Origin of the sequence: Acinetobacter guillouiae (genome assembly GCF_002370525.2) — a bacterium.
Classification (GTDB): domain Bacteria; phylum Pseudomonadota; class Gammaproteobacteria; order Pseudomonadales; family Moraxellaceae; genus Acinetobacter; species Acinetobacter guillouiae.
In genome coordinates this window covers 1,941,811-1,964,417 of the sequence record NZ_AP014630.1, presented here as the reverse complement: position 1 = coordinate 1,964,417, position 22,607 = coordinate 1,941,811, and the positions used below count along the sequence as shown (strand labels likewise).

18 protein-coding genes are annotated in these 22,607 nt (G+C 39.3%); 8 read left to right on the top strand and 10 right to left on the bottom strand.

All coding sequences use genetic code 11. The annotated features are described in order from the left end of the window. Positions 1-2: 2 nt before the first annotated feature. The gene (locus tag AS4_RS08990; RefSeq protein WP_096733927.1) at positions 3-746 is read left to right on the top strand and encodes an AzlC family ABC transporter permease; all 744 of its coding nucleotides are present in this window, start codon (positions 3-5) and stop codon (positions 744-746) included. After that, positions 743-1,042, top strand: a complete 300-nt coding sequence (locus tag AS4_RS08985; protein WP_004721162.1) for an AzlD family protein — start codon at positions 743-745, stop codon at positions 1,040-1,042. Before AS4_RS08990 ends, AS4_RS08985 begins: the two co-directional genes overlap by 4 nt. A 50-nt stretch (positions 1,043-1,092) precedes the next feature. Here the strand turns inward: AS4_RS08985 and AS4_RS08980 are convergent, their stop codons facing one another. Beyond that, a complete protein-coding gene (locus AS4_RS08980) occupies positions 1,093-1,389 on the bottom strand; it encodes a hypothetical protein (protein ID WP_096733926.1) in 297 nt (98 codons plus the stop codon). Between the two features lie 126 nt (positions 1,390-1,515). Next, positions 1,516-2,538, bottom strand: coding sequence for a type I glyceraldehyde-3-phosphate dehydrogenase (locus AS4_RS08975; protein WP_096733925.1), 1,023 nt, complete (start codon positions 2,536-2,538; stop codon positions 1,516-1,518). Between the two features lie 193 nt (positions 2,539-2,731). Between AS4_RS08975 and AS4_RS08970 the strand changes: the two genes are divergently transcribed. The 5 genes from AS4_RS08970 to csrA all read left to right on the top strand — a co-directional run bounded on the left by AS4_RS08970 (position 2,732) and on the right by csrA (position 9,083). Continuing rightward, entirely contained in the window at positions 2,732-3,478 is a 747-nt protein-coding gene (locus AS4_RS08970; RefSeq protein WP_227548151.1) for a PA3715 family protein, read from the top strand. A gap of 47 nt (positions 3,479-3,525) precedes the next feature. Next, the gene (locus tag AS4_RS08965; protein WP_096733923.1) at positions 3,526-4,308 is read left to right on the top strand and encodes a PA3715 family protein; all 783 of its coding nucleotides are present in this window, start codon (positions 3,526-3,528) and stop codon (positions 4,306-4,308) included. 243 nt (positions 4,309-4,551) lie between these two features. Beyond that, positions 4,552-7,245 (top strand): alanine--tRNA ligase, encoded by a 2,694-nt coding sequence (gene alaS, locus AS4_RS08960; RefSeq protein WP_171066878.1) that lies wholly within the window; start codon positions 4,552-4,554, stop codon positions 7,243-7,245. 63 nt (positions 7,246-7,308) lie between these two features. Then, a complete protein-coding gene (locus AS4_RS08955; protein ID WP_004721171.1) occupies positions 7,309-8,589 on the top strand; it encodes an aspartate kinase in 1,281 nt (426 codons plus the stop codon). A gap of 242 nt (positions 8,590-8,831) precedes the next feature. Then, on the top strand, positions 8,832-9,083 hold the full coding sequence (gene csrA / locus AS4_RS08950) for a carbon storage regulator CsrA (RefSeq protein ID WP_004721174.1): 252 nt from the start codon (positions 8,832-8,834) through the stop codon (positions 9,081-9,083). A gap of 79 nt (positions 9,084-9,162) precedes the next feature. Here the strand turns inward: csrA and rnhB are convergent, their stop codons facing one another. Further along, positions 9,163-9,732 carry a ribonuclease HII gene (gene rnhB, locus AS4_RS08945; protein ID WP_004820802.1) on the bottom strand — a complete coding sequence of 190 codons (570 nt, stop codon included), beginning with the start codon at positions 9,730-9,732 and terminating at the stop codon, positions 9,163-9,165. Positions 9,733-9,981: 249 nt separating this feature from the next. Further along, positions 9,982-10,359, bottom strand: coding sequence for a hypothetical protein (locus tag AS4_RS08940; RefSeq protein WP_004820799.1), 378 nt, complete (start codon positions 10,357-10,359; stop codon positions 9,982-9,984). 224 nt (positions 10,360-10,583) lie between these two features. On the opposite strand from AS4_RS08940, the gene AS4_RS08935 reads away from it, so the two are divergent. After that, positions 10,584-11,135, top strand: a complete 552-nt coding sequence (locus tag AS4_RS08935; RefSeq protein WP_004721181.1) for a cytochrome b — start codon at positions 10,584-10,586, stop codon at positions 11,133-11,135. A gap of 99 nt (positions 11,136-11,234) precedes the next feature. Here the strand turns inward: AS4_RS08935 and AS4_RS08930 are convergent, their stop codons facing one another. From AS4_RS08930 to AS4_RS08900, 6 genes are all read right to left on the bottom strand, one after another. Further along, a complete protein-coding gene (locus AS4_RS08930) occupies positions 11,235-11,588 on the bottom strand; it encodes a hypothetical protein (protein WP_034611944.1) in 354 nt (117 codons plus the stop codon). A 70-nt stretch (positions 11,589-11,658) separates the two neighbouring features. Beyond that, positions 11,659-12,660, bottom strand: a complete 1,002-nt coding sequence (locus AS4_RS08925; protein WP_004721186.1) for an adenosine deaminase — start codon at positions 12,658-12,660, stop codon at positions 11,659-11,661. Positions 12,661-12,781: 121 nt separating this feature from the next. Continuing rightward, entirely contained in the window at positions 12,782-14,101 is a 1,320-nt protein-coding gene (locus AS4_RS08920; RefSeq protein WP_004820795.1) for an NCS2 family permease, read from the bottom strand. A gap of 884 nt (positions 14,102-14,985) precedes the next feature. Then, positions 14,986-16,383: an efflux transporter outer membrane subunit gene (locus AS4_RS08910; protein ID WP_096733921.1), complete on the bottom strand. Its 1,398-nt coding sequence runs from the start codon at positions 16,381-16,383 to the stop codon at positions 14,986-14,988. 18 nt (positions 16,384-16,401) lie between these two features. Continuing rightward, the gene (locus tag AS4_RS08905; protein ID WP_096733920.1) at positions 16,402-19,497 is read right to left on the bottom strand and encodes an efflux RND transporter permease subunit; all 3,096 of its coding nucleotides are present in this window, start codon (positions 19,495-19,497) and stop codon (positions 16,402-16,404) included. Beyond that, complete coding sequence (locus tag AS4_RS08900) at positions 19,494-22,607, bottom strand: multidrug efflux RND transporter permease subunit (protein WP_096733919.1); 3,114 nt, start codon at positions 22,605-22,607, stop codon at positions 19,494-19,496. Before AS4_RS08900 ends, AS4_RS08905 begins: the two co-directional genes overlap by 4 nt.

Below are 22,607 nucleotides of genomic sequence, written 5' to 3'. Positions count from 1 at the left end.
TCATGTTAAGTTTTAAGAACACTACGACTGAACTGACCTATTCAATTGAATTTAGAGAGTTTGTACGTGGGCTTAAAACCTCTATTCCAATGCTACTGGGTATTATCCCTTTTGCACTGGTTTTAGGAACACAAGCAGCGCAAAAAGGATTTTCTGCTTTAGAAGTTCCATTGTTAACAGGACTCAATTTTGCTGGTGGTTCTGAGTTCGCCATTATTGAAGTCTGGACGCAGCCACCTCAATTGTTGTTTTTAATTCTGATCACTTTTCTGGTCAACAGTCGCCATATTTTAATGGGCGCAAGTTTAGCACCGTATATTCGACATTTGCCCAATCGCAAAGCTTTTCCATTATTGTTTTTTATGTGTGATGAGAGTTGGGCCCTTAGTATTACAGATGCACACAAACAAAACCCTCGAAATCCCTATGCAGGATTTAGTGTGTTTTTTTATATTGGCCTCTGTTTTGCGTTGTATGTCATGTGGGTGGTTTTTACCACGATGGGAGTCGGTATTGGTTCTTTCCTTGGCGATGTCACAAAGTTTGGTTTTGACATGGCATTCCCCGCTGTTTTTCTGGTGCTTTTACGCGGAATGTGGAAAGGCTTTAAACCTGCACTACCTTGGTTGATTAGTCTGATCGCGGCAGCACTGGCCTATTACTATCTACCTAAAGGCTGGTATGTATTGATTGGTTCTATTTCAGGAATTATCGCTGCTTTTTTACTGATTGGAGATGAAGCATGATTCATATGACGACATTCATCGCCATTGTTTGTGTGGGATTAACAACCTATTTAACTCGAATCTTAGGTTATTTACTGTTAAAAAATAAACACCTCAGCAAAAGAACCACGCGAATTTTACAGGTTATCCCCGGCTGTGTTTTGATATCAGTGATTGCACCCTACTTTGTTACGGATCAACCAGCCAACTTGATTGCAATTATCATCACACTGTTCGCAGCTTGTTATTTTTCATTATTGCCCACTGTACTGATCAGTATCATTGCAACAGGGATCTTGAGATACTTTATGCTTTAAACGTTCTCAATAGCCTGTCACTCCTGACTTGATGCAATTCAAAACCTCAATTAAGGTTTTGAATTTTGCTGTAATATTTTAATTAATTCAGCGTTTTGAAACTCAACTTGAGTCAAACGTGTTGAGGTATTGTCTAAAACTTGCTGCTGTACATGCATTTTTTTAGCCAAATCTTGCATAATTTGTAAGGCCTGTTTGAGATGTTGCTCTTGTGCATGGATCTGTTGCTCATGATTCTGCACATGCTTAAGCCATTCAAGGTTTTCTTTCTTTAACTTTCCCATTTGCCAAATCACAAACATCATGGCCAGATAAAGAATCACAATAACCAGATAGATATAAAACATCATTCACCCCCAACAAAACACGTCAATCTTCGTCTTGATTAAACTCAAGTCAGTAAAGTTATTTTAAAGTAATGAATATTTATAGTAGTGCATGAAATTTTTCATCACAGTCTGATAAATATTAGATTAATAAAATGATTCACACAAATCTAACAAGCGATTTGCATAGCCCCATTCATTGTCATACCAAGCAAGTACTTTGGCTTGCTGCCCCACAACCATGGTTTGGGTCAGATCAACAATCAGCGAATATGGTGAATGATTAAAATCACTGGAAACCAGTAGCTCATCCGTAACGGACATAATTTCAGCATAATCATATTTTGCTGCTTGAATTAAGATTTGGTTAATTAAGTGAGTTGTTACAGGTGTCTTGGACACAAATGTTAAATCAATGGCAGCAACATTAATTGTCGGTACACGAATTGAAAAACCATCAATACGATTTTCCATTTTTGGCATGACTTGTTTTAATGCGCCCAAGGCAGAAGATGTTGTTGGAATAATATTTTGTCCTGAGGCACGTGCGCGACGTAAATCTCGATGTGCATGATCCAATACAGATTGATCTGCTGTGACCGCATGGATTTCAGTCATTAAGGCGCTGTCAATTCCAAATGCATCATCAATAATTTTGACCAAAGGGACTAAAGCCTGTGTGGTACATGACACACCCGATATAATTTGATCACCAGCTTTCACATCATGATGGTTTACCCCATAAACAATGGCAGCATCAACAGTATCAAAAGGTGCTGCACCGATAATGACGCGTTTAGCACCTGCTGTTATATGCTGTGTTGCAGCGGCTCTTGAACGAAACAACCCTGTACATTCTAAAACAACATCAATATTTAAATCTTTCCACGGCAATAATTCAGGATTGGCTTGTCTTAAAATTTGCACTTTCTGTTTAATTTGACGTGCGTCAATCGACATATAAAGCTGTCCATGTTCTTGTACGATATTCACCGCACCGTCAAAACGACCATGGGTAGTATCGTATTTAAATAAATGAACCAGTGTTTCAACATCTGCAATATCGTTAATGGCAACAATTTCAAAATGGAAGTTTTTCGGATTTTCAAACCAAGCGCGTAATACATTCCGTCCAATTCGCCCGAATCCGTTTATTGCCACACGTTGCATCAGATGTCCTTTTACAGCCAAACTACTTTATGCGCTATATGTTATAAGATTTAGCGTGACTACTGTTAGAATATGCTTTATTTAGTCATAAAAATTTCTCAAAAATAATTTTTTGATTCAGCTAGGATAAAAATAAATGTATCCATCCATTAAAAATATTTTTAAACTAAATCAATTATTTTATCTTTACTGCATGATTTTACTAGCCTTTCTATATACACAACCAACACATGCACAAAATGCCTATTCAAACTGCTCAGAAACACAGACTCAACAACTCATTCAAAAATTCAACTTAAACACACAACAAAATTTAGATGCGCGTTATCCTGTATTCCAAACCTGCTTAACGATCAGTAAACACCAACAGATTATTGCAATCAGCAATCCTGTTGCTATGCAATCTAACTTTGCGGATTATGATTTGAATTTATATTTGATCGATACCGTATCTTCAAAAATTTTAAATCATTATACTTATCCGAAAACCGTCTCTTCCGATGCCAGTCAGTTTGAAAATTTAAAATTTGATATCAATCCTTACCCTAAAACTCCCCATACTCATATTATTGGATTGGCCTTAACTTATGGGCATTCTGGGGGAATGTATTATACAATTCGTGAATTAAAACTATTTCAAATCAATGCTGCTAAAGTTCAGCTCGTTTTAGATAATTTTATGACTAATTTTTCAGGTGGTAATACGCCGTCTAGATGTGAAACTGACGTACAAACCGAGACTCAAATTTTGCTTAATCCCTTAAAACAGCAAAGTCATGGTTTAGCAGATATTCAATTAACTGAAAAATCCGAACGTATAACGCTTGATGAGAAAAACTGTAAAACACACCGTATCGTCAAAAAACAAAACCATATTATGAAATTCGATGGGAAAAAATATCGTTTTAAACATCTTAAATTTTTAGACTTTGGAATTTAATTAGACTTTGTTATTTAATTTAATTTTACAATTAAAAAGGTTAGATCATGAAAACATTACAAATTGTATTGAACACTGCATTGCTTTTAATTGCTGGAAATAGTTTTGCAGCACCTTATCAACGTTGCTCAGACCAACAGCAACAACAATTGATTCAACAATTTAAATTGGTCAATCAGCGTTTTGCCAATACTGAAGCCAAAACATATAAAAGCTGTATCCATTTAGACAATCAACAAAAAATTCATCTTATTGCAATCAGTCAACCAATTGCTTATAAATCTTATGATGAAATGGAACATGATCTGAATTTATATTTAATTGACTCTTCTCAGCATAAAATTCTGCAAAAGTATAAAGCACCAGAAACTTTTTACTCAGATGCAGATCATTATGATGGAGCAAAACTCCACAGCACTAGATTTTCAACCTTGCCGAATACAGATGTGGTCGGCTTAGAGACTTCATCATCACATGAAGGTGGTTTTACCTATAGCCATAATAATCTTGCTTTATTTAAAGTTAACCCTCGCCAACCAATCAAACAAGTTTTTGCGGGTATTGGAACAAATAATAGTGGTTATGAAAGAATTGGAAATTGTGTAGGAAATAATACCAGTTCAGATGTAAGACGTATTTTAGTGCTTTCAAACAAAACCACACAAGGTTTACAAGATATTGTATTAAAAGAAACCAAAGACCAAACAAAAACCAACTATAAAACCTGCACTTCGGTGAAAAAACAATATAAGCAACAACAAACGCTTAAATTTAATGGTCAAGTATATAAATTTCAGCATCATAACTTTTTAAGTATTGATCCTTTTTAAGCAAGCTTAAATCCGATAATGGCAATGTGGCTATGTTTTAAATTTATACAACCAAAATTTACCCCAGACGAAAGTTGAAAATGTATAGAAATACCAATAATTCACCTTAAAATCATTGGTGGACACTACATTTTCCGTTATACTTTGGCGTTTTTAAAAATAAGCCCGTGTGGTGACTGAGCGCAAAAATCAGACTCAGCAACGCACTTTTAGCCAATACGAAAATTAAGGAGTGACTTGGTTGTGAGTACTCGTTTTATGACAACTGCTGAAATACGTGAAGCATTTTTGCGCTACTTTGAATCGCAAGGACATACACGTGTCGCGTCAAGTTCACTTGTACCTGCCAATGACCCTACTCTGCTTTTTACCAACGCAGGGATGAACCAGTTTAAAGACTGTTTCCTTGGATTAGAAAAACGTGACTATGTTCGCGCAACGACGTCGCAAAAATGTGTCCGTGCAGGCGGTAAGCACAATGACTTAGATAATGTCGGTTATACAGCACGTCACCATACATTCTTTGAAATGTTAGGTAACTTCTCTTTTGGTGATTACTTTAAGCGTGACGCGATTCGTTTTGCTTGGGATTTCCTTACAGGCGAAGAATGGTTAGCACTCCCTAAAGATAAATTATATGCCACTGTTTATCATACAGATGATGAAGCGTTTGACATTTGGAACAAAGAAATTGGCTTAGCTGCAGATCGTATTATCCGTATTGGTGACAATAAGGGCGAAAAATACGCTTCTGATAACTTCTGGGCAATGGGTGATACTGGCCCATGCGGTCCTTGTTCTGAAATTTTCTTTGACCATGGCGATCATATTTGGGGTGGCTTACCGGGCACACCAGAAGAAGATGGCGACCGGTTTATTGAAATCTGGAACAACGTTTTCATGCAGTTTAACCGTACTGCTGATGGCGTACTGCATAATCTTCCTGCACCATCTGTAGATACAGGCATGGGCTTGGAACGTATTTCTGCTGTTTTACAGCATGTCAATTCAAACTATGAAATTGACCTGTTCCAAGACCTATTAAAGTCTGCTGCTGAAATTATTGGTGTTGATACATCTGAAGCGGTTGCAACTGCACAAGCAAACAATAAACCTATTGAATACCCTGCTTCACTTAAAGTGGTCGCAGACCATGCACGTTCATGCTGCTTCTTGATTGCAGATGGCGTTAACCCTTCAAATGAAGGTCGTGGTTATGTATTGCGTCGTATTATTCGTCGCGCAGTACGTCATGGTAATAAAATGGGCGCAACGGGTACATTCTTCTACAAAATGTTGCAACCATTAATCGATGCCATGGGCACAGCTTATCCTGAGCTTGAACAACGTCGTAATGTGATTGAAGCGGCTTTGATTCGTGAAGAAGAATTGTTTGCGAAAACGCTTGAACAAGGTTTAAAACTGCTTGAGGGTGAATTAGCCAACCTCAAAGGTAAAACCATTCCAGGCGAAACCGTCTTTAAACTTTACGACACTTATGGCTTCCCTGCTGATTTAACCGCTGATATCGCACGTGAACGCGAACTGGAAATTGACGAAGCTGGTTTTGAAGTTGAAATGGCAGCACAACGTCAACGTGCACGCGATGCAGGCAAGTTTGCTGTTGACTATAACAGCATTGTGAAGGTAGATAGCGAAACTCAGTTTGATGGCTATGAAGCAACTCAAGGTCAAGGTCAAATTATTGCGATCTATAAAGATGGCGTACAAGTTGATGAAGTCGTTGAAGGCGATGAAGCACTAATCGTATTGAACCAAACACCGTTCTATGCAGAAAGCGGTGGTCAGATTGGTGATACAGGTCTGTTCAAAAACGATACTGGTATTTTTGAAGTTCAAGATACTAAAAAATCTGGTGGCGCGTTTGTCCACCAAGGTATCGTGACAATGGGAAGCCTAAAAGCGACGCAAAATGTTGAAGCAATTGTAAAAGCAGATCTTCGTGAAGCTACTGCACGCAACCACTCTGCAACTCATCTTTTACATGCTGCTTTACGTCAAGTATTGGGCGAGCACGTACAACAAAAAGGTTCGTTGGTCGCTTCTGACATTTTACGTTTTGACTTTGCCAATGACCAACCGGTGACATTCGAACAAATTCAACAGGTTGAACGTATTGTAAACCGTGAAGTGATTGCAAACACCGCCGTTTCTACTGAACTTTTAGACATCGATGCTGCCAAAGAAAAAGGCGCAATGATGTTGTTCGGTGAAAAATATGGTGATGAAGTTCGTGTACTTTCTATGGGTTCAATTCAAGATGAGAAAAATTTCTCTATCGAACTTTGTGGTGGTATCCATGTAAAACGTACTGGCGATATTGGTCTATTTAAAATCACCTCTGAAAGTGGTGTTGCAGCAGGTGTTCGCCGTATTGAAGCTGTTACAGGTACCAAAGCGCTTGAAATCGTTCAAAAATTTGATGCAGATATTTTGCATATCAACGATTTATTAAAAGCACAGAAAGATCAAACTGTTGAAAAAGTTCAATCAACGCTAGAAACAGCACATCAATTGCAAAAACAAATTGAGCAATTGAATCAAAAATTGGCGAATTTCCAAGCCTCTGATTTAATCAATCAAGTGACCGAAATTGCGGGTCGTCAAACACTTATTGCCACAGTTCAAGGACAAGATGCGAAGTCTGTTCGTCATCTTCATGACAGTGTCAAATCAAAATTAGATAATGCAGTGATTGTGCTTGCGGCTGTAGAAGGTGACAAAGTTAGTCTTATCGCATCTGTAGCTAAAGATTTCACTGCAAATCTAAAAGCGGGTGACATCATCAAACACTTAGCAACTGAGCTTGGTGGTAAAGGTGGTGGTAAACCTGACTTAGCACAAGGTGGCGCGCCACTAAACGAGAAGTTTGAACAAGTGATGGCAGATTTAACTGCTTGGCTTGCTCAAAAATAATACTTCACCTTTTGTGTAACTGACCCTAATGCCGATTAGGGTCATGGCTTATATGGAACAACTATGGCATTAATCGTTCAAAAATATGGCGGTACTTCTATGGGTACTCCCGAGCGCATTTTAAATGTTGCTCGTCGTGTAAAGCGTTGGCATGACCACGGCCACAAGGTTGTAGTGGTTGTATCCGCAATGAGTGGTGAAACAAACCGCTTATTGGCTTTAGCGAAAGCCATTACCGAAACCCCTGATCCTCGTGAACTAGACCAAATGGTGTCTACGGGTGAACAGGTAACGATTTCAATGTTAGCAATGGCGCTCAATTCAATTGGTGTTGAAGCTAAGTCACTCACAGGTCGCCAAGTTGGTATCAAAACTGACAGCGCGTTTACCAAAGCCCGTATCGAATCTATTGATACAGATGTGATGACAAATCATTTGGATGCAGGTCGTGTCATTGTTGTTGCAGGCTTCCAAGGTTTCGACATTGATGGCAATACAACAACTTTAGGCCGTGGCGGTTCTGATACTTCTGGTGTTGCACTTGCTGCGGCATTAAAAGCAGATGAATGTCAGATTTACACAGATGTGGATGGGGTTTATACCACTGATCCTCGTGTTGCACCTAAAGCAAAAAAAGTTGATCGTATTTCATTTGAAGAAATGCTTGAAATGGCATCTCTCGGTTCTAAAGTATTGCAAATTCGTTCTGTTGAATTTGCAGGAAAATACCAAGTGCCTTTACGCGTATTATCAAGTTTTGATAATGACAATGATGGCGCATTCGACGAAGATTTCAAAAACAATGTCGGAACACTAATCACTACTGAAGCGGAAGACAATATGGAACAGCCAATTATTTCTGGTATCGCATTTAACCGTGACGAAGCTAAATTAACAATTTTAGGTGTACCTGATGAACCAGGTATTGCATCTAAAATCTTATCGCCTATTGGTGCTGCAAACGTTGAAGTGGATATGATCATCCAAAACGTTGAAGAAGATGGCACAACTGACTTCACTTTTACCGTGAATCGTGGTGAACTTAAAAAAGCCAAAGCAATCCTAGAAGAAACGGCTACAGCGATTGGTGCGCGTGAAGTTGCTACGCGTGATGACATTGTTAAAGTGTCGATTGTTGGCGTTGGTATGCGTTCTCATGCAGGTGTTGCAAGTAAAATGTTTACTGCACTTGCAGATGAAGGGATTAATATCCTGATGATCTCGACTTCTGAAATCAAAATTTCTGTGATTATTGAAGAAAATTACCTAGAACTTGCGGTTCGTTCACTCCATACAGCCTTCGGTTTAGACCGTGAACATGGCGAATCGAGTGCGCGTGCATAATTTTTGATCAAATATAGCTACTTATTCGCTGTTTTGACCAAGAAAAAATCAGAGCCACTATAGTGTTTTCTATAGTGGCTCTGTTATATTAGTTTTGAGGTTTTAGAGAAATTTCAATAGAGCAATGTGAAAATGAAAAACTTGTCACATTATTCTGTTAAAATTATCGGTGCTATTTAAAGTTGTGTTTTCTAGTTTTTAGAAATTCATCGCAGGTTTAGCGTTTAAGCAAGGAGATAAACATGCTGATTCTGACCCGCCGTGTCGGAGAAACTTTGATGATTGGGGATCAAGTCAGTGTTACTGTGCTTGGTGTTAAAGGCAACCAAGTTCGTATTGGTGTAAATGCCCCAAAAGAAGTTTCTGTACATCGCGAAGAAATTTATCAACGTATTCAACATGAGCGTGCTATGCACGAGCATTTGCAACATATTGATCAAGATTATCAGCCTTCTTTTGAAGATGATAATTCGCAAAACACCTATAATCGTTAAGATTATAGTGGTTTTGGAAACTAAAGCGGCTTTTAAGCCGCTTTAAATTTTTATTGATCAGTAAAAAACATCATCCGTTTTATTCAAGACCTAGTGCTTTTCTGACTGGTGAATAGCTACGACGATGTTGATCAATCACACCATGTTCAGCAATGGCTTCAAAGTGTGCTTTGGTTGGATAACCTTTATGTTTTGCAAAACCAAATTGCGGATATTGTTTGTCTAATTCAACCATTTCATGATCACGCGTTACTTTGGCCAAAATACTTGCCGCACTGATCTCAGCATGTAAAGCATCCCCGCCTACCACCGCATCACAGCTCATGCTTAAGCCTTTAGGAACTTTATTGCCATCTACAAGCACATGTTCTGGTACCGTTTTAAGTGCCTCTACAGCACGTCGCATCGCCAATAATGAAGCTTGTAAAATATTCAGTTCATCAATTTCTTGATGTGTTGCTTCAGCAATTGCCCAAGCAATCGCTTTTTCCTGAATTTCAATGAATAATTTTTCACGTTTTTTTTCAGTTAATTTTTTAGAATCATTTAAGCCTTGAATTGGCTTGTTTGGATCTAAAATTACTGCAGCCGCGACCACAGAGCCAACCAATGGACCTCGTCCTGCTTCATCTACACCAGCAACTAACATTTTCTTTCCTATCATAAAAGAAGCTCAACAGGTTTTATCTGAGTTTATACATCATCACCTTGAAATGATGACAGATTGAAAGCCCTTTTCTTTGTACATAAATTCAATCGACTGATCAAAATTTAGAATATTTTGCTTCGCGTGAATGATGCCATATAAAGAAAACAGCATCAGGCCTAAGACCATGAATTTATCAATATAGAAAAATCTGTATCAATAAATTCATATGTCTTTGATGCTTTAATGCAATTATCTCATCGCTTCCGCAACACATGCATTAATTGTTTTTGTCACCACATTTGAAACAATCGTAGCACGCGCTTGAGGGTCTAAAGCAGCTGTTGCCAAATCTACAGTGCTGACACTTTGTGGTGCTTTTTCACTGACACAACCACAAATTTCACTTTGTACATTGTTTTTCTGATCTGCAGTCATGACTTTTGTTGCAGTCTTCCAAGCAGGTAAATTATTCAGTTCTGTTGTGCATTTCGCATTGATCGCAATTTTAAGCGCAACACCACCTAGCTGCTGAGTTGTTGACGCTGCTGCAGCACCTGTTGGGTCATTGGTCGCGCAAGCCGATAGAGCTAAAGCGATTGAAGCAAGAAAGACAACGCGTTTTTTCACAATTTTTTCCTTTTTATGAGATAAAGCTGGGCTATTTTGCCTAAACTTATACTTGGATTAAACTAAAAATTTGAATAATCACCTCATTAGACGCTAAATGGATAAATATTTCACAATTATTGCTTTAAGCGTTGCAAATTTAAAACAATACGTTGAGTTTTTAGAACTGATTTCTTTTAATAAAATCCATATCATAAGCACTAAATTAAATCGGAATCTGTGTCATGCAACAAAAATCACAATACTATACAAGGACAGCACAATGGTTGCACTGGATTATGGCAATCATCTTTATTACCGCTTGGGTCATTGGTTTTTATAGTGGCAATTTTTTAAGCTATGATGTCGATGGGCCGTTTAAAGGTGATGTCATTACCTTACATAAGAATATTGCATCGGTGATTATCTTTTTGGTGATTATCCGTATCTTTTGGCGTTACACTCACCCTGCACCTGAACTACCTGAAACCATGTCACCATTGATGAAAACTTTGGCTCATTTAGGTCATTTGGGTTTATATTTCATGTTATTGGCATTGCCAATCACAGGATGTTTATTCAGCTGGAGTGCTGGTCATCCCGTGCCTGTATTGTACTTATTTGAGATTCCAAGACTTGTACAAGATAACCCTGATTTAACAGCGATTGTAAAACCTTTACATATTTATATTTCATGGGCTGCAGGCTTACTTCTTGTCGGACATGTTCTGGCTGCGCTCAAACACCATTTCATTGATAAAGACAATGTATTGAAAAGTATGACACGACAAGGTTAGTCGAATATAAATTAAAAAATCTAGCAAAGCACATCAAAACGGTGTGCTTTTTTATATTTTTATTGTGGTTCAAATTTATGCTGCTTAAATTCTAGATCTTTACTTTAATGCTTCCTTTGCACAACCTTTTAAACTATTCATCACCGCTTGTTGAATCAACTTATTTTTTGCAGCTTCATTAAACGTTGCCATAACCAGCTGTTTAGCAGGGACATCATTCAAAGCATTCTCACTGACACAGCCACAGATTTTTTGCTGTGCATGTTGCTGTTGTGCAGCTGTCCATAAAAATGAGGATACTTGCCAAATCTTTGACGCTTTTAATTCACTGGCACACTGCTGTTCGATTAAAGGTTTTAACATCTTATGCGTAATCGTTTCTGTGCTTGAATCAGCACATGCAACAGTCACAGGTAAAATAATGAATAAGGTTAAACTTGTTAAAAATTTCATTCTATTTTCCTCATGAAAAAAAAGCAGTGTTCACACACTGCTTTTATAGGCTTAAAGAATATAGCTTGATTTAAGCCAATTGATCAATTTGATTGTTCCATTTTTGCTTTTCTTCATTTGAAATAAATGATGCTTCAAATGAATTTTTTGCCAATTGCTTTAACTCTGTATTGGAAAGATCTAGCGCTTCAGCAATCGAAATAAAATTATCATTCATATAGCCACCAAAATAAGATGGGTCATCTGAATTGACAGTCACATGTACACCTTTTTGCAATAAACGGTGAATATTATGCTGTGCCATATCATCCACCACACATAATTTTAAATTGCTCAGTGGGCAAACAGTCAAAGGCATCTTTTCTGCAATTAAACGTTGCATCAGTGCCGGGTCTTCTTCTGAACGCACCCCGTGGTCAATACGGTTTACTTTTAATAAATCTAAAGCTTCCCAGACATATTCAGCAGGCCCTTCCTCTCCCGCATGCGCAACCACCAAGAAACCTTCTTTACGTGCTTGAGCAAAAACTCGTTCAAACTTAGCTGGTGGATGCCCAACTTCGCTTGAATCTAAACCTACAGCAATAATTTGATCTTTATATGGCAAGGCTTGCTTTAACGTTTCAAATGCTGCTTCTTCACTTAAGTGACGTAGGAAACACATGATCAAATGAGAGCTTATACCCAACTTTGTTTGAGCATCATCGCATGCACGCTGTAGGCCATTGATCACCGTTTCAAAGGCAACACCACGGTCGGTATGTGTTTGTGGATCAAAGAACATTTCAGTATGTACAACTTTATCTTCTGCACATTTTTCAAAATATGCCCAAGCTAAATCATAAAAGTCTTGTTCATTGATCAGTACATTGGCACCTGCATAATAGATATCAAGGAAAGACTGTAGATTATGAAAGTTATATGCTTGTTTGACTTCTTCTACAGATTTATACGGGATATCAATTTGATTACGCTGAGCTATCGCAAACATCAGCTCAGGCTCAAACGTGCCTTCGATATGTACATGGAGTTCTGCCTTTGGTAAGGCACGAATAAGTTCTAATCTATTCACGTTTTTCCTCAAACTTATTAAATTAAATTTCAATCATCCAAATCGCTTGGATTCATTTCAATCTGATTAAAACAAAAAAGGGTGCAAACTTGAGTTTACACCCTTTTCTTACTTAAATTTATTAACCACCAAATGCAACGAATTTAATCACCCAGAGCACAGCAATGATCCAAACCATATATGGAACTGTTTTTGCTTTACCTGTAAATAATTTAACCAATGCATAGCTGATAAAGCCCATTGCAATACCGTCTGCAATAGAATAAGCAAATGGCATAAATACAATGGTTAAAAATGCTGGAACTGCCTCGGTAATATCATCCCATTCAATATTGATAATGCCTTGAATCATCAACACACCAACGAATAATAATGCTGGAGCAGTCGCAAATCCAGGAACAGATTGTGCCAGTGGTGCTAAAAATAAACACGCTAAAAATAAAATACCGACAACAACAGCAGTTAAGCCTGTACGACCGCCTGCAGCAACACCCGCCGATGACTCAATATAAGGCGTTGTTGATGATGTCCCCAAAGCAGCACCGGCAACAATTGCAGTTGAATCAGCAAATAGCGCCTTTTTCAAACGTGGTAATTTACCGTCTTTCAATAAACCAGCACGATGTGAAACTCCGACTAATGTTCCAGTTGAGTCAAATAAATCAACCAAGAAAAATACGAAAATCACGCCCACTAAACTTACCGTAAATAAGTTTTCAAAATTCATTTGCATGAATGTTGGTGCAATAGAAGGGATTGAACCAACAACCCCTTTAAATTCATTTAAACCTAAAGCTGTTGCAATACCAGTGACCGCTAAAATACTGATAATAATTGCGCCACGAATTTTATAGTGGTGCATAATCACGATCAGGAAAAAACCCAGTAATGTCAGTAAAACTGTAGGTTGTTTTAAATCGCCCAAACCCACCAAAGTTGCTTGATTTGCAACAATAATGCCTGAGTTTTTCAATGCAACCAGTGCAAGGAATAATCCAATACCACCACCGATTGCAAATTTCAATGACATTGGAATCGCATTGACAATGGCTTCACGGATTTTAAACATGCTAATTGCGATGAAGACAAGTCCGGAAACAAATACAGCAGCCAAAGCGGTTTGCCATTCAACGCCCATACCTAAACAAACGGAATAGGTAAAATAAGCATTCAGCCCCATACCTGGTGCAAGTGCAATCGGATAGTTTGCAACAACCCCCATGACCAAACAACCAATCGCAGCGGCCAAACACGTTGCCACAAATACGGCGCCATGATCCATACCTGTTTCTGAAAGAATCAATGGGTTAACAATGATGATGTAGCACATTGTTAAAAATGTTGTTAAACCTGCCAGTATTTCGGTTCTAAACGTTGTTTTGTTTTCGCTCAGTTTAAATAAGCGTTCAAGCAAACCCGCTGAAGGATTTGGATTCGTCATTGTTGAGCCCCTGTTAAGTTTGAGCTATTCGTTGATAAAATCGAGTTCATTTAAAAAAATGCTAAATGCCGTCAATTAAGGCCATAATTCAGCATTCAATAAACATACCAAAATGACATTTCCGATAAAAAACTTGAATTAAAAAAGCTGCAGATTAGCAGCTTTCGTTTTCTAGAAGGTTTAACGGTCGTTATCGATTACATATTACAAATTATAACATACAGTTTAAATAATTTTATCAATCTGACGCTTTTAGTCATCCAATTCATGTGAACTCAGAAGTTTAATGCTTTAAGGATATACAGTGCCTAAATCAAATCACAGTATTACTTACTTTGAGATGATTGTGATTATTAGGATTAGACTCAATTTTCCGAATGGTTAAATTCGCATCTTTGATAATATCTTGCATTTCTTGTTGTTTTTTTTGTTGCGAATCGACATAAGAAAAATAGCCTAGAAATATCACACTACTCAACACGAAAAAAGTTACAAGTTTTACCATTTCAAAATCAAATCAAGGTATAAATTTCGCTGATTATACACATAAATGTGACATAAATAACACTTTAACAATAAAATTGTCTGACAAATCACAAGTATTAACTTGCGCTTTCATAGTGCATACTAAATTTTAGAGCCTGCTATACATCTAAAATGGTGCTATTTATTTTAAATAATGATTAAAAAACAACATAAAACTTAATCAATCAAACACAGCTTTTAAATACATAAAGTTTTCAATAACAAAAGCTTAGACGGCTTAGCTTGCACACTTTAAGATGCATGTAAGCTTTTAAAGTGTGTAAGCTTTTAAATCAGTAATGTTTAAATACGCTATTCAAAGATTTAAACCAAGTCACTTAAGTTTTTACATCGTGCCTTCAACTTATATTGCCACCTAAGGCTGCAATCAGTTGGGCTGTATTTTTTAACTGCAACTGCTTGAGCTGTAAAGTTGCCTGTTCCGCCTGTAAGGTTAAATTCTGTGCTGTAACCACCTCTAAATAACTGACTAAGCCGGCATTATAGCGACGAGTTACAACTTGTTCATTTTCTAAAGCAAGTTTAAATAGTTGAGCCTGCTCAGATTGTTGCTGTTTAAAACTGGATGACTGTAAAAGCGCGTCTTCCACCTCTTTCCAGCCCGTTAAAACAGCCTGTCTATACGCTGCTGCTTTTTCAGCATAAGTCGCTTGTGCTTGTGCAATCTCAGCCTTACGTTTTCCACCGTCAAATATCAATGCCGTTGTTTGTAAGCCCGTCGACCATAAATACTGTGGTGCTTGAAACAGTTGACTCAACACGCGGCTATTTAATTCACTGGTTAAGCCAATACTGAGATCAGGTAACCATGCTGTTTGAGCCAAGCCCAATTGGGCATGTGTTGCCGCCAATTCACGTTCAGCACGGATCACATCAGGACGCTGGATCAGCATCCGACTTGGTAGCTGAGTGGGTAATAGTGGAACTTGAAAGTGCTGTTTCTGTTTGGCCAATTGAAATTGAGCAACTGTTTTACCTTGTACCACAGCTAAAATATTTTCTTGTAAATCACGTTCCCGCTGGGTTTCTATCTGCTGGATTTGCACTTGCTTGAGCTGTGTTTCAGCCTGTATCACATCCGCGCGCGCAATCATTCCAGCAACATATTGGTTATTTAAAATTTTGACGGAACGCTGATAACTGTTTTGGGTTTGTCGTAAAACATCCAACTGTGCATCCAGTATTCGGATATTCCAATAGGTTTCTGTGCCCAATAATTGTTGATTGAGTTTAATTGCGGCTAAGTCAGCCTGTGAAGCCTCTAAATTTGCCTGTTGCCCTTCAATCGCTTTAGCGACTCTGCCCCATAAATCAGGAATCCAACTGACCTGAACACCCGTCGTAAATTGGTTGTTTGGCGTACTGTCCTTTGTTCCACTACGTTGTGCAGAACCATTTAACTTTAAATTTGGCAAACGGTTAGCGCGTTGCTGCTCAAGTAAGGCATTGGCTTGTTGATAGCGTGCTTCAGCTTGTTTCAGACTCAAATTTTCTTGATTCAATTGTTGCATCAATTGACTGAGAATAGGGTCTTGATAGATTTCCCACCAAGTGTTGGCATTGACGTCTAAGCTTGAGGTTTTTTTCCAATTTAAAACAGCATATTTATAATGATCATCCGTTTGAAGGACTGGCACTTTATATTCAGGCGGATGCAACACAACAGTAGAATTGCATGCAGTCAATATCAAGAACACACTAAGGCACATGACATTTTTAACGATTAAACTCTGCATTATATTTTCCTATTTACCTCAATGAAGTGCGTATTTATTTTTTAATTTCAAACAAGATTCAGCACATTTTTCCAACACCAAATACAAGACAGGCGTTGTATACAATGTCAACAATTGACCCAAGGCTAAACCACCTACAATGACCACCCCCAAAGGCTGACGTAGCTCTGCCCCTTCTCCCCAGCTAAGTGCCAGTGGAATTGCACCCAGTAACGCGGCAGTATTGGTCATCAGAATTGGACGGAAACGAAGTGCTGCGGCAGATAAAATAGCCTGATATGCAGTCTTGCCTGCTCTTCTTTCTAATAAAGTAAAATCAATTAAAAGAATGGCATTTTTTACAACAATTCCGATCAATAAAAACATGCCCAAGAGTGCAATTAAGGTGAATTGGAAATTAAATAACCATAAGGTCAACAAAGCCCCCAAAGCCACTGCGGGTACTGTCGATAAAATTGTCAATGGATGAAGTAGACTTTCATAGGTAACCCCGAGAACGATATAAATAAGTAAGATCACCACACAGACAAGTAACGGCGTCGATAAACCAGCCTGCAAACTTTCTGCCTCGACATCTTTATCTGTCATGATAAAAATTTCATTGGGTAACATGACTTCGGGCAAGACACTACGAATAGCTGCATCCGCTTGTTCATAGCTATAGCCTTGTTTAACCACATAACCAATCCCCATTGCGGCATATTGGTTGCGTCGATAAACCCGATCATTGGTGATGCCATAAGACCATGTGGCAAAATTACTGAGTGGTACAGCAATGCCTTGTTGGTTTGGAATGCGTACATTTGCCAGCGCTTCAGGGTGTTCAGTAAAGCGTTTATCGACTTCCATCACCACATAAAACTGTTGCGTTTGATCATAAATAGTCGAAATTTGGCGCTGCGAAAATGAGTTATTGAGTACACTTGAAATATTGTCTATATCCACACCCAAACGACGTGCTGCTTCACGGTCAATGTCTAAAGTCACATGCTGAGCACCTTCATCGCCCATGGTTTCAACTTCTTCTAACTCTGGAAGCTTTTGCATTGCCTGAGCAACTTTAGGTACCCACTGACGTAGCAACGCAACATCATCAGATTGCAGTAACAACAAATAATCTTGCCCACTTCCACTTGAAAATGGATCATCCAATTCTAGTTCCTGTTTGACTTGTGCAGAAAAAATCGCACCTGCCAGCCATGGGGCATTTTTTTTAATTCTATCTACAATTTCATGTGAAGATTTGCCATCTCGCTCTGCTTTGGGTTTTAAACTCACCATTAAAAAAGAATTGGTGATTCCGCCAGCACCACCAGACGTACCAATCACATCTTTGACTGCGGGATCCTTTAATAGACTTTCGCTAAAGGTGGCGATTTTAGGCTGCATAATTTGAAAGGAGAAGCCATCATCCCCCCGAATAAAAGCTTCAACCCGTCCAGTATCTTGCTCAGGTAATACCCGTTTGGGTAATGTTTGATAGACATATACAGAGGCAGCGATTGCACCGCCCCATAGCAAAATGACCAAATAACCGTGTTTGATCATCCATTTCAATGAATGCAAATAGAGCTGACTCAAACCCTGCATCACGCGATGGCTATAGCGATATAAAGCCTGATGTTGATAACGCTCTAATGGTTTTAAACAGCGTGCAGATAAGCTTGGCGTAAGGACCAGTGAGACAAATACAGATAGAATAATGATAAAAATCAGTGTTAAAGAAAACTCTCTAAACAGTCTCTCGATGACACCGCCCATAAATAGCACGGAAATAAAGATCACCACCAAAGCCAAATTCATTGCCAGCAAGGTCAGACCAACTTCTCGAATACCATTTAAGGCAGCCTGTATAGGCTGTTCACCTTGTTCTATATGACGTTCTATGTTTTCCAAAACCACAATTGCATCATCAACCACAAGTCCAATCGCAACAATCACCGCCATAATCGACAAGTTATTCAATGAAAATCCAGCGAGATAAACCAGACTGCATGCGCCAATCAAAGTCACTAGCAAAGCAATACTTGGTACAAGAGCACTTTGCAGACGACCTAACATCAGAGCGACCACAATAATCACCAAAAGCAAGGAAAATAATAAAGTATCCCTTGCCTCATTTAAGCCTGCCCGAATAATTCCCGATCCATCCATCACTGTGGTCAGTTGTGAATCTGCTGGAATTAATCTGCTTAACTCTGGTAGTTTTTCTTTGATCTTTTCAATTGTGGCAACGGTATTTGCATTGGGCTGACGGCTGATTTTGATAATGACCGCGGGTTTACTATTGTGAAAACCACTTACATAACGGTTTTCGACCGAATCCTGTACCTCAGCCACATCTTTTAAACGAACAACTGTCTGACCATTTTGATGTACGATCAAATTGGCAAAATCACCCGCTTTTTTTAAATGACTTGGAAGCTCAACTTGCCAACGCAACTGTTCAGTTTCAATTACCCCTAAGGCTTGTACTGTATTACTTTTTACAATCGCTTCCCGAATTTGCTCCAAAGATACCCCTTGTGAAATCAAGGCATTTGGATTGAGTTGAATTCGCACAGCAGGCATAGATGCCCCGTCAATGACAACTTCCCCAACCCCATTAATTTGCGCAAGATTTGGCTGCAGCTGATTGCTGGCAATTTCATAGAGTTTGCCCGCAGAAAGATGTTCTGAACTCAATGCCAAATAAAAAATTGGACTTTGGCTTGGATTAATCTTGAAATATTCGGGTGGGCTTGGCATTCCAGAAGGCAGCTGTGACATGGCAGCATTGATCGCAGCTTGGACCTCTCTGGCGGCTTCATTGATGTCAGTGTTTAAATCAAAATGCAAAACCACTTGGGTTGCGCTTTGATTACTTGAAGAATTAATCGCCTTTACCCCTGAAACGCCCATCATGGCACGCTCTAACGGCGTCGCCACGGTGGCAGACATGCTTTCAGGACTTGCGCCTGGTAAACTTGCTCGCACCACAATCGTTGGAATATCTGCCTGTGGTAAAGCGGCTACAGGTAAGCGAAAATAGGCCAATATACCCAATAATACAATTGCGATTCCGAGTAAAATACTGGCAACAGGTCGGTGAATAAAGGTCGAGAGAAAAGTCAAAACTCTCTCCTTGTCGTATCATGATCTGTGGGTAAATCATCTACAGATAAATCTGAATTGGTGTGTTGCAATGAATATTGCAGTCGATCAAAAAATAAATAAACCACTGGTGTCGTAAATAACGTCAGGACTTGGCTTAAAATCAAACCACCGACCATGACGATCCCGAGAGGCTGACGTAATTCTGCCCCTGAACCCGATGCAAGCATCAACGGAATTGCCCCAACCAGTGCCGCAAGTGTGGTCATTAAAATTGGGCGAAAACGCATCAGTGCGGCTTGATAAATCGCTTGCTGTGCTGACAATCCATCATGACGTTGTGCAGCCAAAGCAAAATCCACCATCATGATGCCATTTTTCTTGACCAGACCAATCAATAAAATGATTCCAATCAAGGCAATCATGTCCAATGGCCGATTGACCATAAACAATGCCAACAAAGCACCAATTGCAGCAGAGGGCAAGGTAGAAAGAATGGTTATCGGGTGAATAAAACTTTCGTACAGAATGCCTAACACAATGTACATGGTTACTATTGCTGCAATCACCAACCAGAACGTATGTTGTTGCGAGTTCTCATAGGCAGCGGCTGCACCTTGTAGTTTTACTTTGACTTCTGTTGGTAGATTTAGACGCTGTTGTACGCGATCAATCGCTTTGATCGCATCCCCGAGCGCGACCCCTGATGCAAGATTAAAAGACACCCCATTGGCTGGAAATTGTGATTGCTGTTGCAGAATAATAGGCACGCGTTTTTGCACAATATTGGCAACAGAACTGAGTAATATCAGCTCTCCACTTTTATTATGAATATAGGTTTGCCCTAAAGCATCTATACCTTGAGTGAAGGTTTGGTCAAGTTCTAAAACAATACGATATTGATTAGATTGCGTGTATAAAGTTGCAATCTGGCGCTGCGCAAATAAATTTTGTAAAGCTAAACTGATATCTTCAATGTTTAAACCTAAACGTGCTGCGGCATCTCGATTGACATCAATAAATGCTTGTAAGCCTTGTCCCCCCTCTTCACTGGTGACTTGAGCAAATTCAGGTTGTTGTCGTAAAGCATCAACAAATATAGGGGTCCATTCGGCTAAATCTGTCGTTTTAGCAGCACTTATACTGAGTTGATATTGAGTACGACTAATTTTATCTTCAATACTCAGCTCTTGTACTGGTTGCATCCAGCCTTGAATCCCTTCAACTTGAGCGAACTGTCCTCTAAGTCGTGCCATAATTTGATCTACAGGATCTCTTTCAGCATGCGGCTTTAGATTAATTAAAATACGTCCATTACTCAGTTTTGGATTATTGGCATCTATACCAATAAATGAAGACAAACTTTCCACAGCAGGATCTTTTAAGATCTGCCCCGCGAGTGTTTGTTGACGCTCACTCATAGCTTGGAATGAAATATCATCAGGCGCTTCAGTCACCACCTGTATGACCCCACTGTCCTGTACAGGGAAAAAGCCTTTGGGAATCATCCAATACAGCAGACCCGCTAAAATGACGGTACTCAACATCACCGCAAGAGTCAGTACTTGATGCCGAAAAACCCACTGTAACGCTTTACCATATTGCTGGATAATTGGGTCTAGACTCCAGCGACTGTGAGAAGTTGAATGTTTGGCAGTTTTTAATAAATATGCGCACATCATTGGCGTCAATGTAAGCGACACCACCAATGAAATTGCGATTGCTGCTGCTAAAGTGACAGCAAATTCATGGAACAGTCGCCCAACCACATCCCCCATAAACAGTAATGGGATTAATACTGCAATCAGTGAAATCGTCAGCGAAATTAAGGTAAAGCCGATTTCTTTAGATCCTTTAAGTGCGGCTTGTAATAAGCTTTCTCCTGCCTCACGATGTCGTGCAATATTTTCCAACATCACAATTGCATCATCGACTACAAAACCTGTCGCAATGGTGAGTGCCATTAAAGTCAGGTTATTGACAGAAAAGCCTAAAAAATACATGACGACAAAAGTACCAATAATCGACAGTGGTACGGCAATGCTGGGAATAATCGTAGCGGATAAATTTCTTAAAAATAAAAAAGTCACCATCACCACCAAGCACACGGCAAAAACCAATTCTTTTTGCACATCATCAATGGAGCTGCGAATACTCTCAGTTCGATCGGTTAACACTCGAATTTTGACATTTTCAGGCAGATTCTTTTCTAACTCAGGCAATATTTGCTTAATCTGATCTGCAACTTGAATCACATTGGCATTCGGTTGACGCTGTACATTGACTAAGATTGCAGCTTGACTGCCTGCCCAAGCCGCCATATAGCGATCTTCGCTCCCTTCTATGACTTTTGCCACATCTCTAAGACGAATCGGTGCGCCATTGTTCCAACGTAAAATTAGATTTTCATAATCTGCAATCGAGCGAATCTGATCATTGGCATCCAACATGGTGGTGCGATATGGTCCATCAAAGCTGCCTTTGGGTTGATTTGCATTGGCAGAATTAATTGCAGAACGCACATCCTCAGCACTCATTTTATAGGCAGCAAGTGCCGCAGCATTCATTTGCACGCGTATTGCTGGACGTTGCCCACCCGCGAGGCTGACCATCCCGACACCTGAAAGCTGAGAAAGCTTTTGTGCAACTCGGGTATCCACCATGTCGTAGACTGTTGTTAAAGGTAAAGTTTCTGAACTGATAGCAAGGGTAATCACAGGAACATCAGCAGGATTTACTTTACGGTAAATCGGTGGTGCTGGTAGATCATTGGGTAATTTACTGCTGGCGGTACTGAGTGCTGACTGTACTTCTTGTTCAACGACACCAAGCTCTGCGCTCAGTTCAAACTGCAAGGTAATGACGGATGCGCCCACTGAACTACTGGAAGACATTTGTTTTAAACCAGCAATTTTGCCCATTTCTCGTTCGAGTGGTGCGGTGATTGTGCGTTGTACCGTATCGGGATTAGCACCAGGTTGAAAAGTATAGACTTGAATAATTGGATAATCGACCTGTGGCAAGGCAGAAACAGGTAGCAATCGCCAAACCAAGAAACCACTCAACAGCAATGCTAACATCAATAATGTGGTTGCGACTGGACGTAAAATAAAGAACCGTGAAATATTCAT

Excerpts from the sequence above, each read along its gene's own strand:
- AS4_RS08990 (WP_096733927.1), top strand. The coding sequence starts at position 3 with ATGTTAAGTTTTAAGAACACTACGACTGAACTGACCTATTCAATTGAA.
- AS4_RS08985 (WP_004721162.1), top strand. The coding sequence starts at position 743 with ATGATTCATATGACGACATTCATCGCCATTGTTTGTGTGGGATTAACA.
- AS4_RS08980 (WP_096733926.1), bottom strand. The coding sequence starts at position 1,389 with ATGTTTTATATCTATCTGGTTATTGTGATTCTTTATCTGGCCATGATG.
- AS4_RS08975 (WP_096733925.1), bottom strand. The coding sequence starts at position 2,538 with ATGCAACGTGTGGCAATAAACGGATTCGGGCGAATTGGACGGAATGTA.
- AS4_RS08970 (WP_227548151.1), top strand. The coding sequence starts at position 2,732 with ATGATTTTACTAGCCTTTCTATATACACAACCAACACATGCACAAAAT.
- AS4_RS08965 (WP_096733923.1), top strand. The coding sequence starts at position 3,526 with ATGAAAACATTACAAATTGTATTGAACACTGCATTGCTTTTAATTGCT.
- AS4_RS08955 (WP_004721171.1), top strand. The coding sequence starts at position 7,309 with ATGGCATTAATCGTTCAAAAATATGGCGGTACTTCTATGGGTACTCCC.
- csrA (WP_004721174.1), top strand. The coding sequence starts at position 8,832 with ATGCTGATTCTGACCCGCCGTGTCGGAGAAACTTTGATGATTGGGGAT.
- rnhB (WP_004820802.1), bottom strand. The coding sequence starts at position 9,732 with ATGTTAGTTGCTGGTGTAGATGAAGCAGGACGAGGTCCATTGGTTGGC.
- AS4_RS08935 (WP_004721181.1), top strand. The coding sequence starts at position 10,584 with ATGCAACAAAAATCACAATACTATACAAGGACAGCACAATGGTTGCAC.
- AS4_RS08930 (WP_034611944.1), bottom strand. The coding sequence starts at position 11,588 with ATGAAATTTTTAACAAGTTTAACCTTATTCATTATTTTACCTGTGACT.
- AS4_RS08920 (WP_004820795.1), bottom strand. The coding sequence starts at position 14,101 with ATGACGAATCCAAATCCTTCAGCGGGTTTGCTTGAACGCTTATTTAAA.
- AS4_RS08910 (WP_096733921.1), bottom strand. The coding sequence starts at position 16,383 with ATGCAGAGTTTAATCGTTAAAAATGTCATGTGCCTTAGTGTGTTCTTG.
- AS4_RS08900 (WP_096733919.1), bottom strand. The coding sequence starts at position 22,607 with ATGAATATTTCACGGTTCTTTATTTTACGTCCAGTCGCAACCACATTA.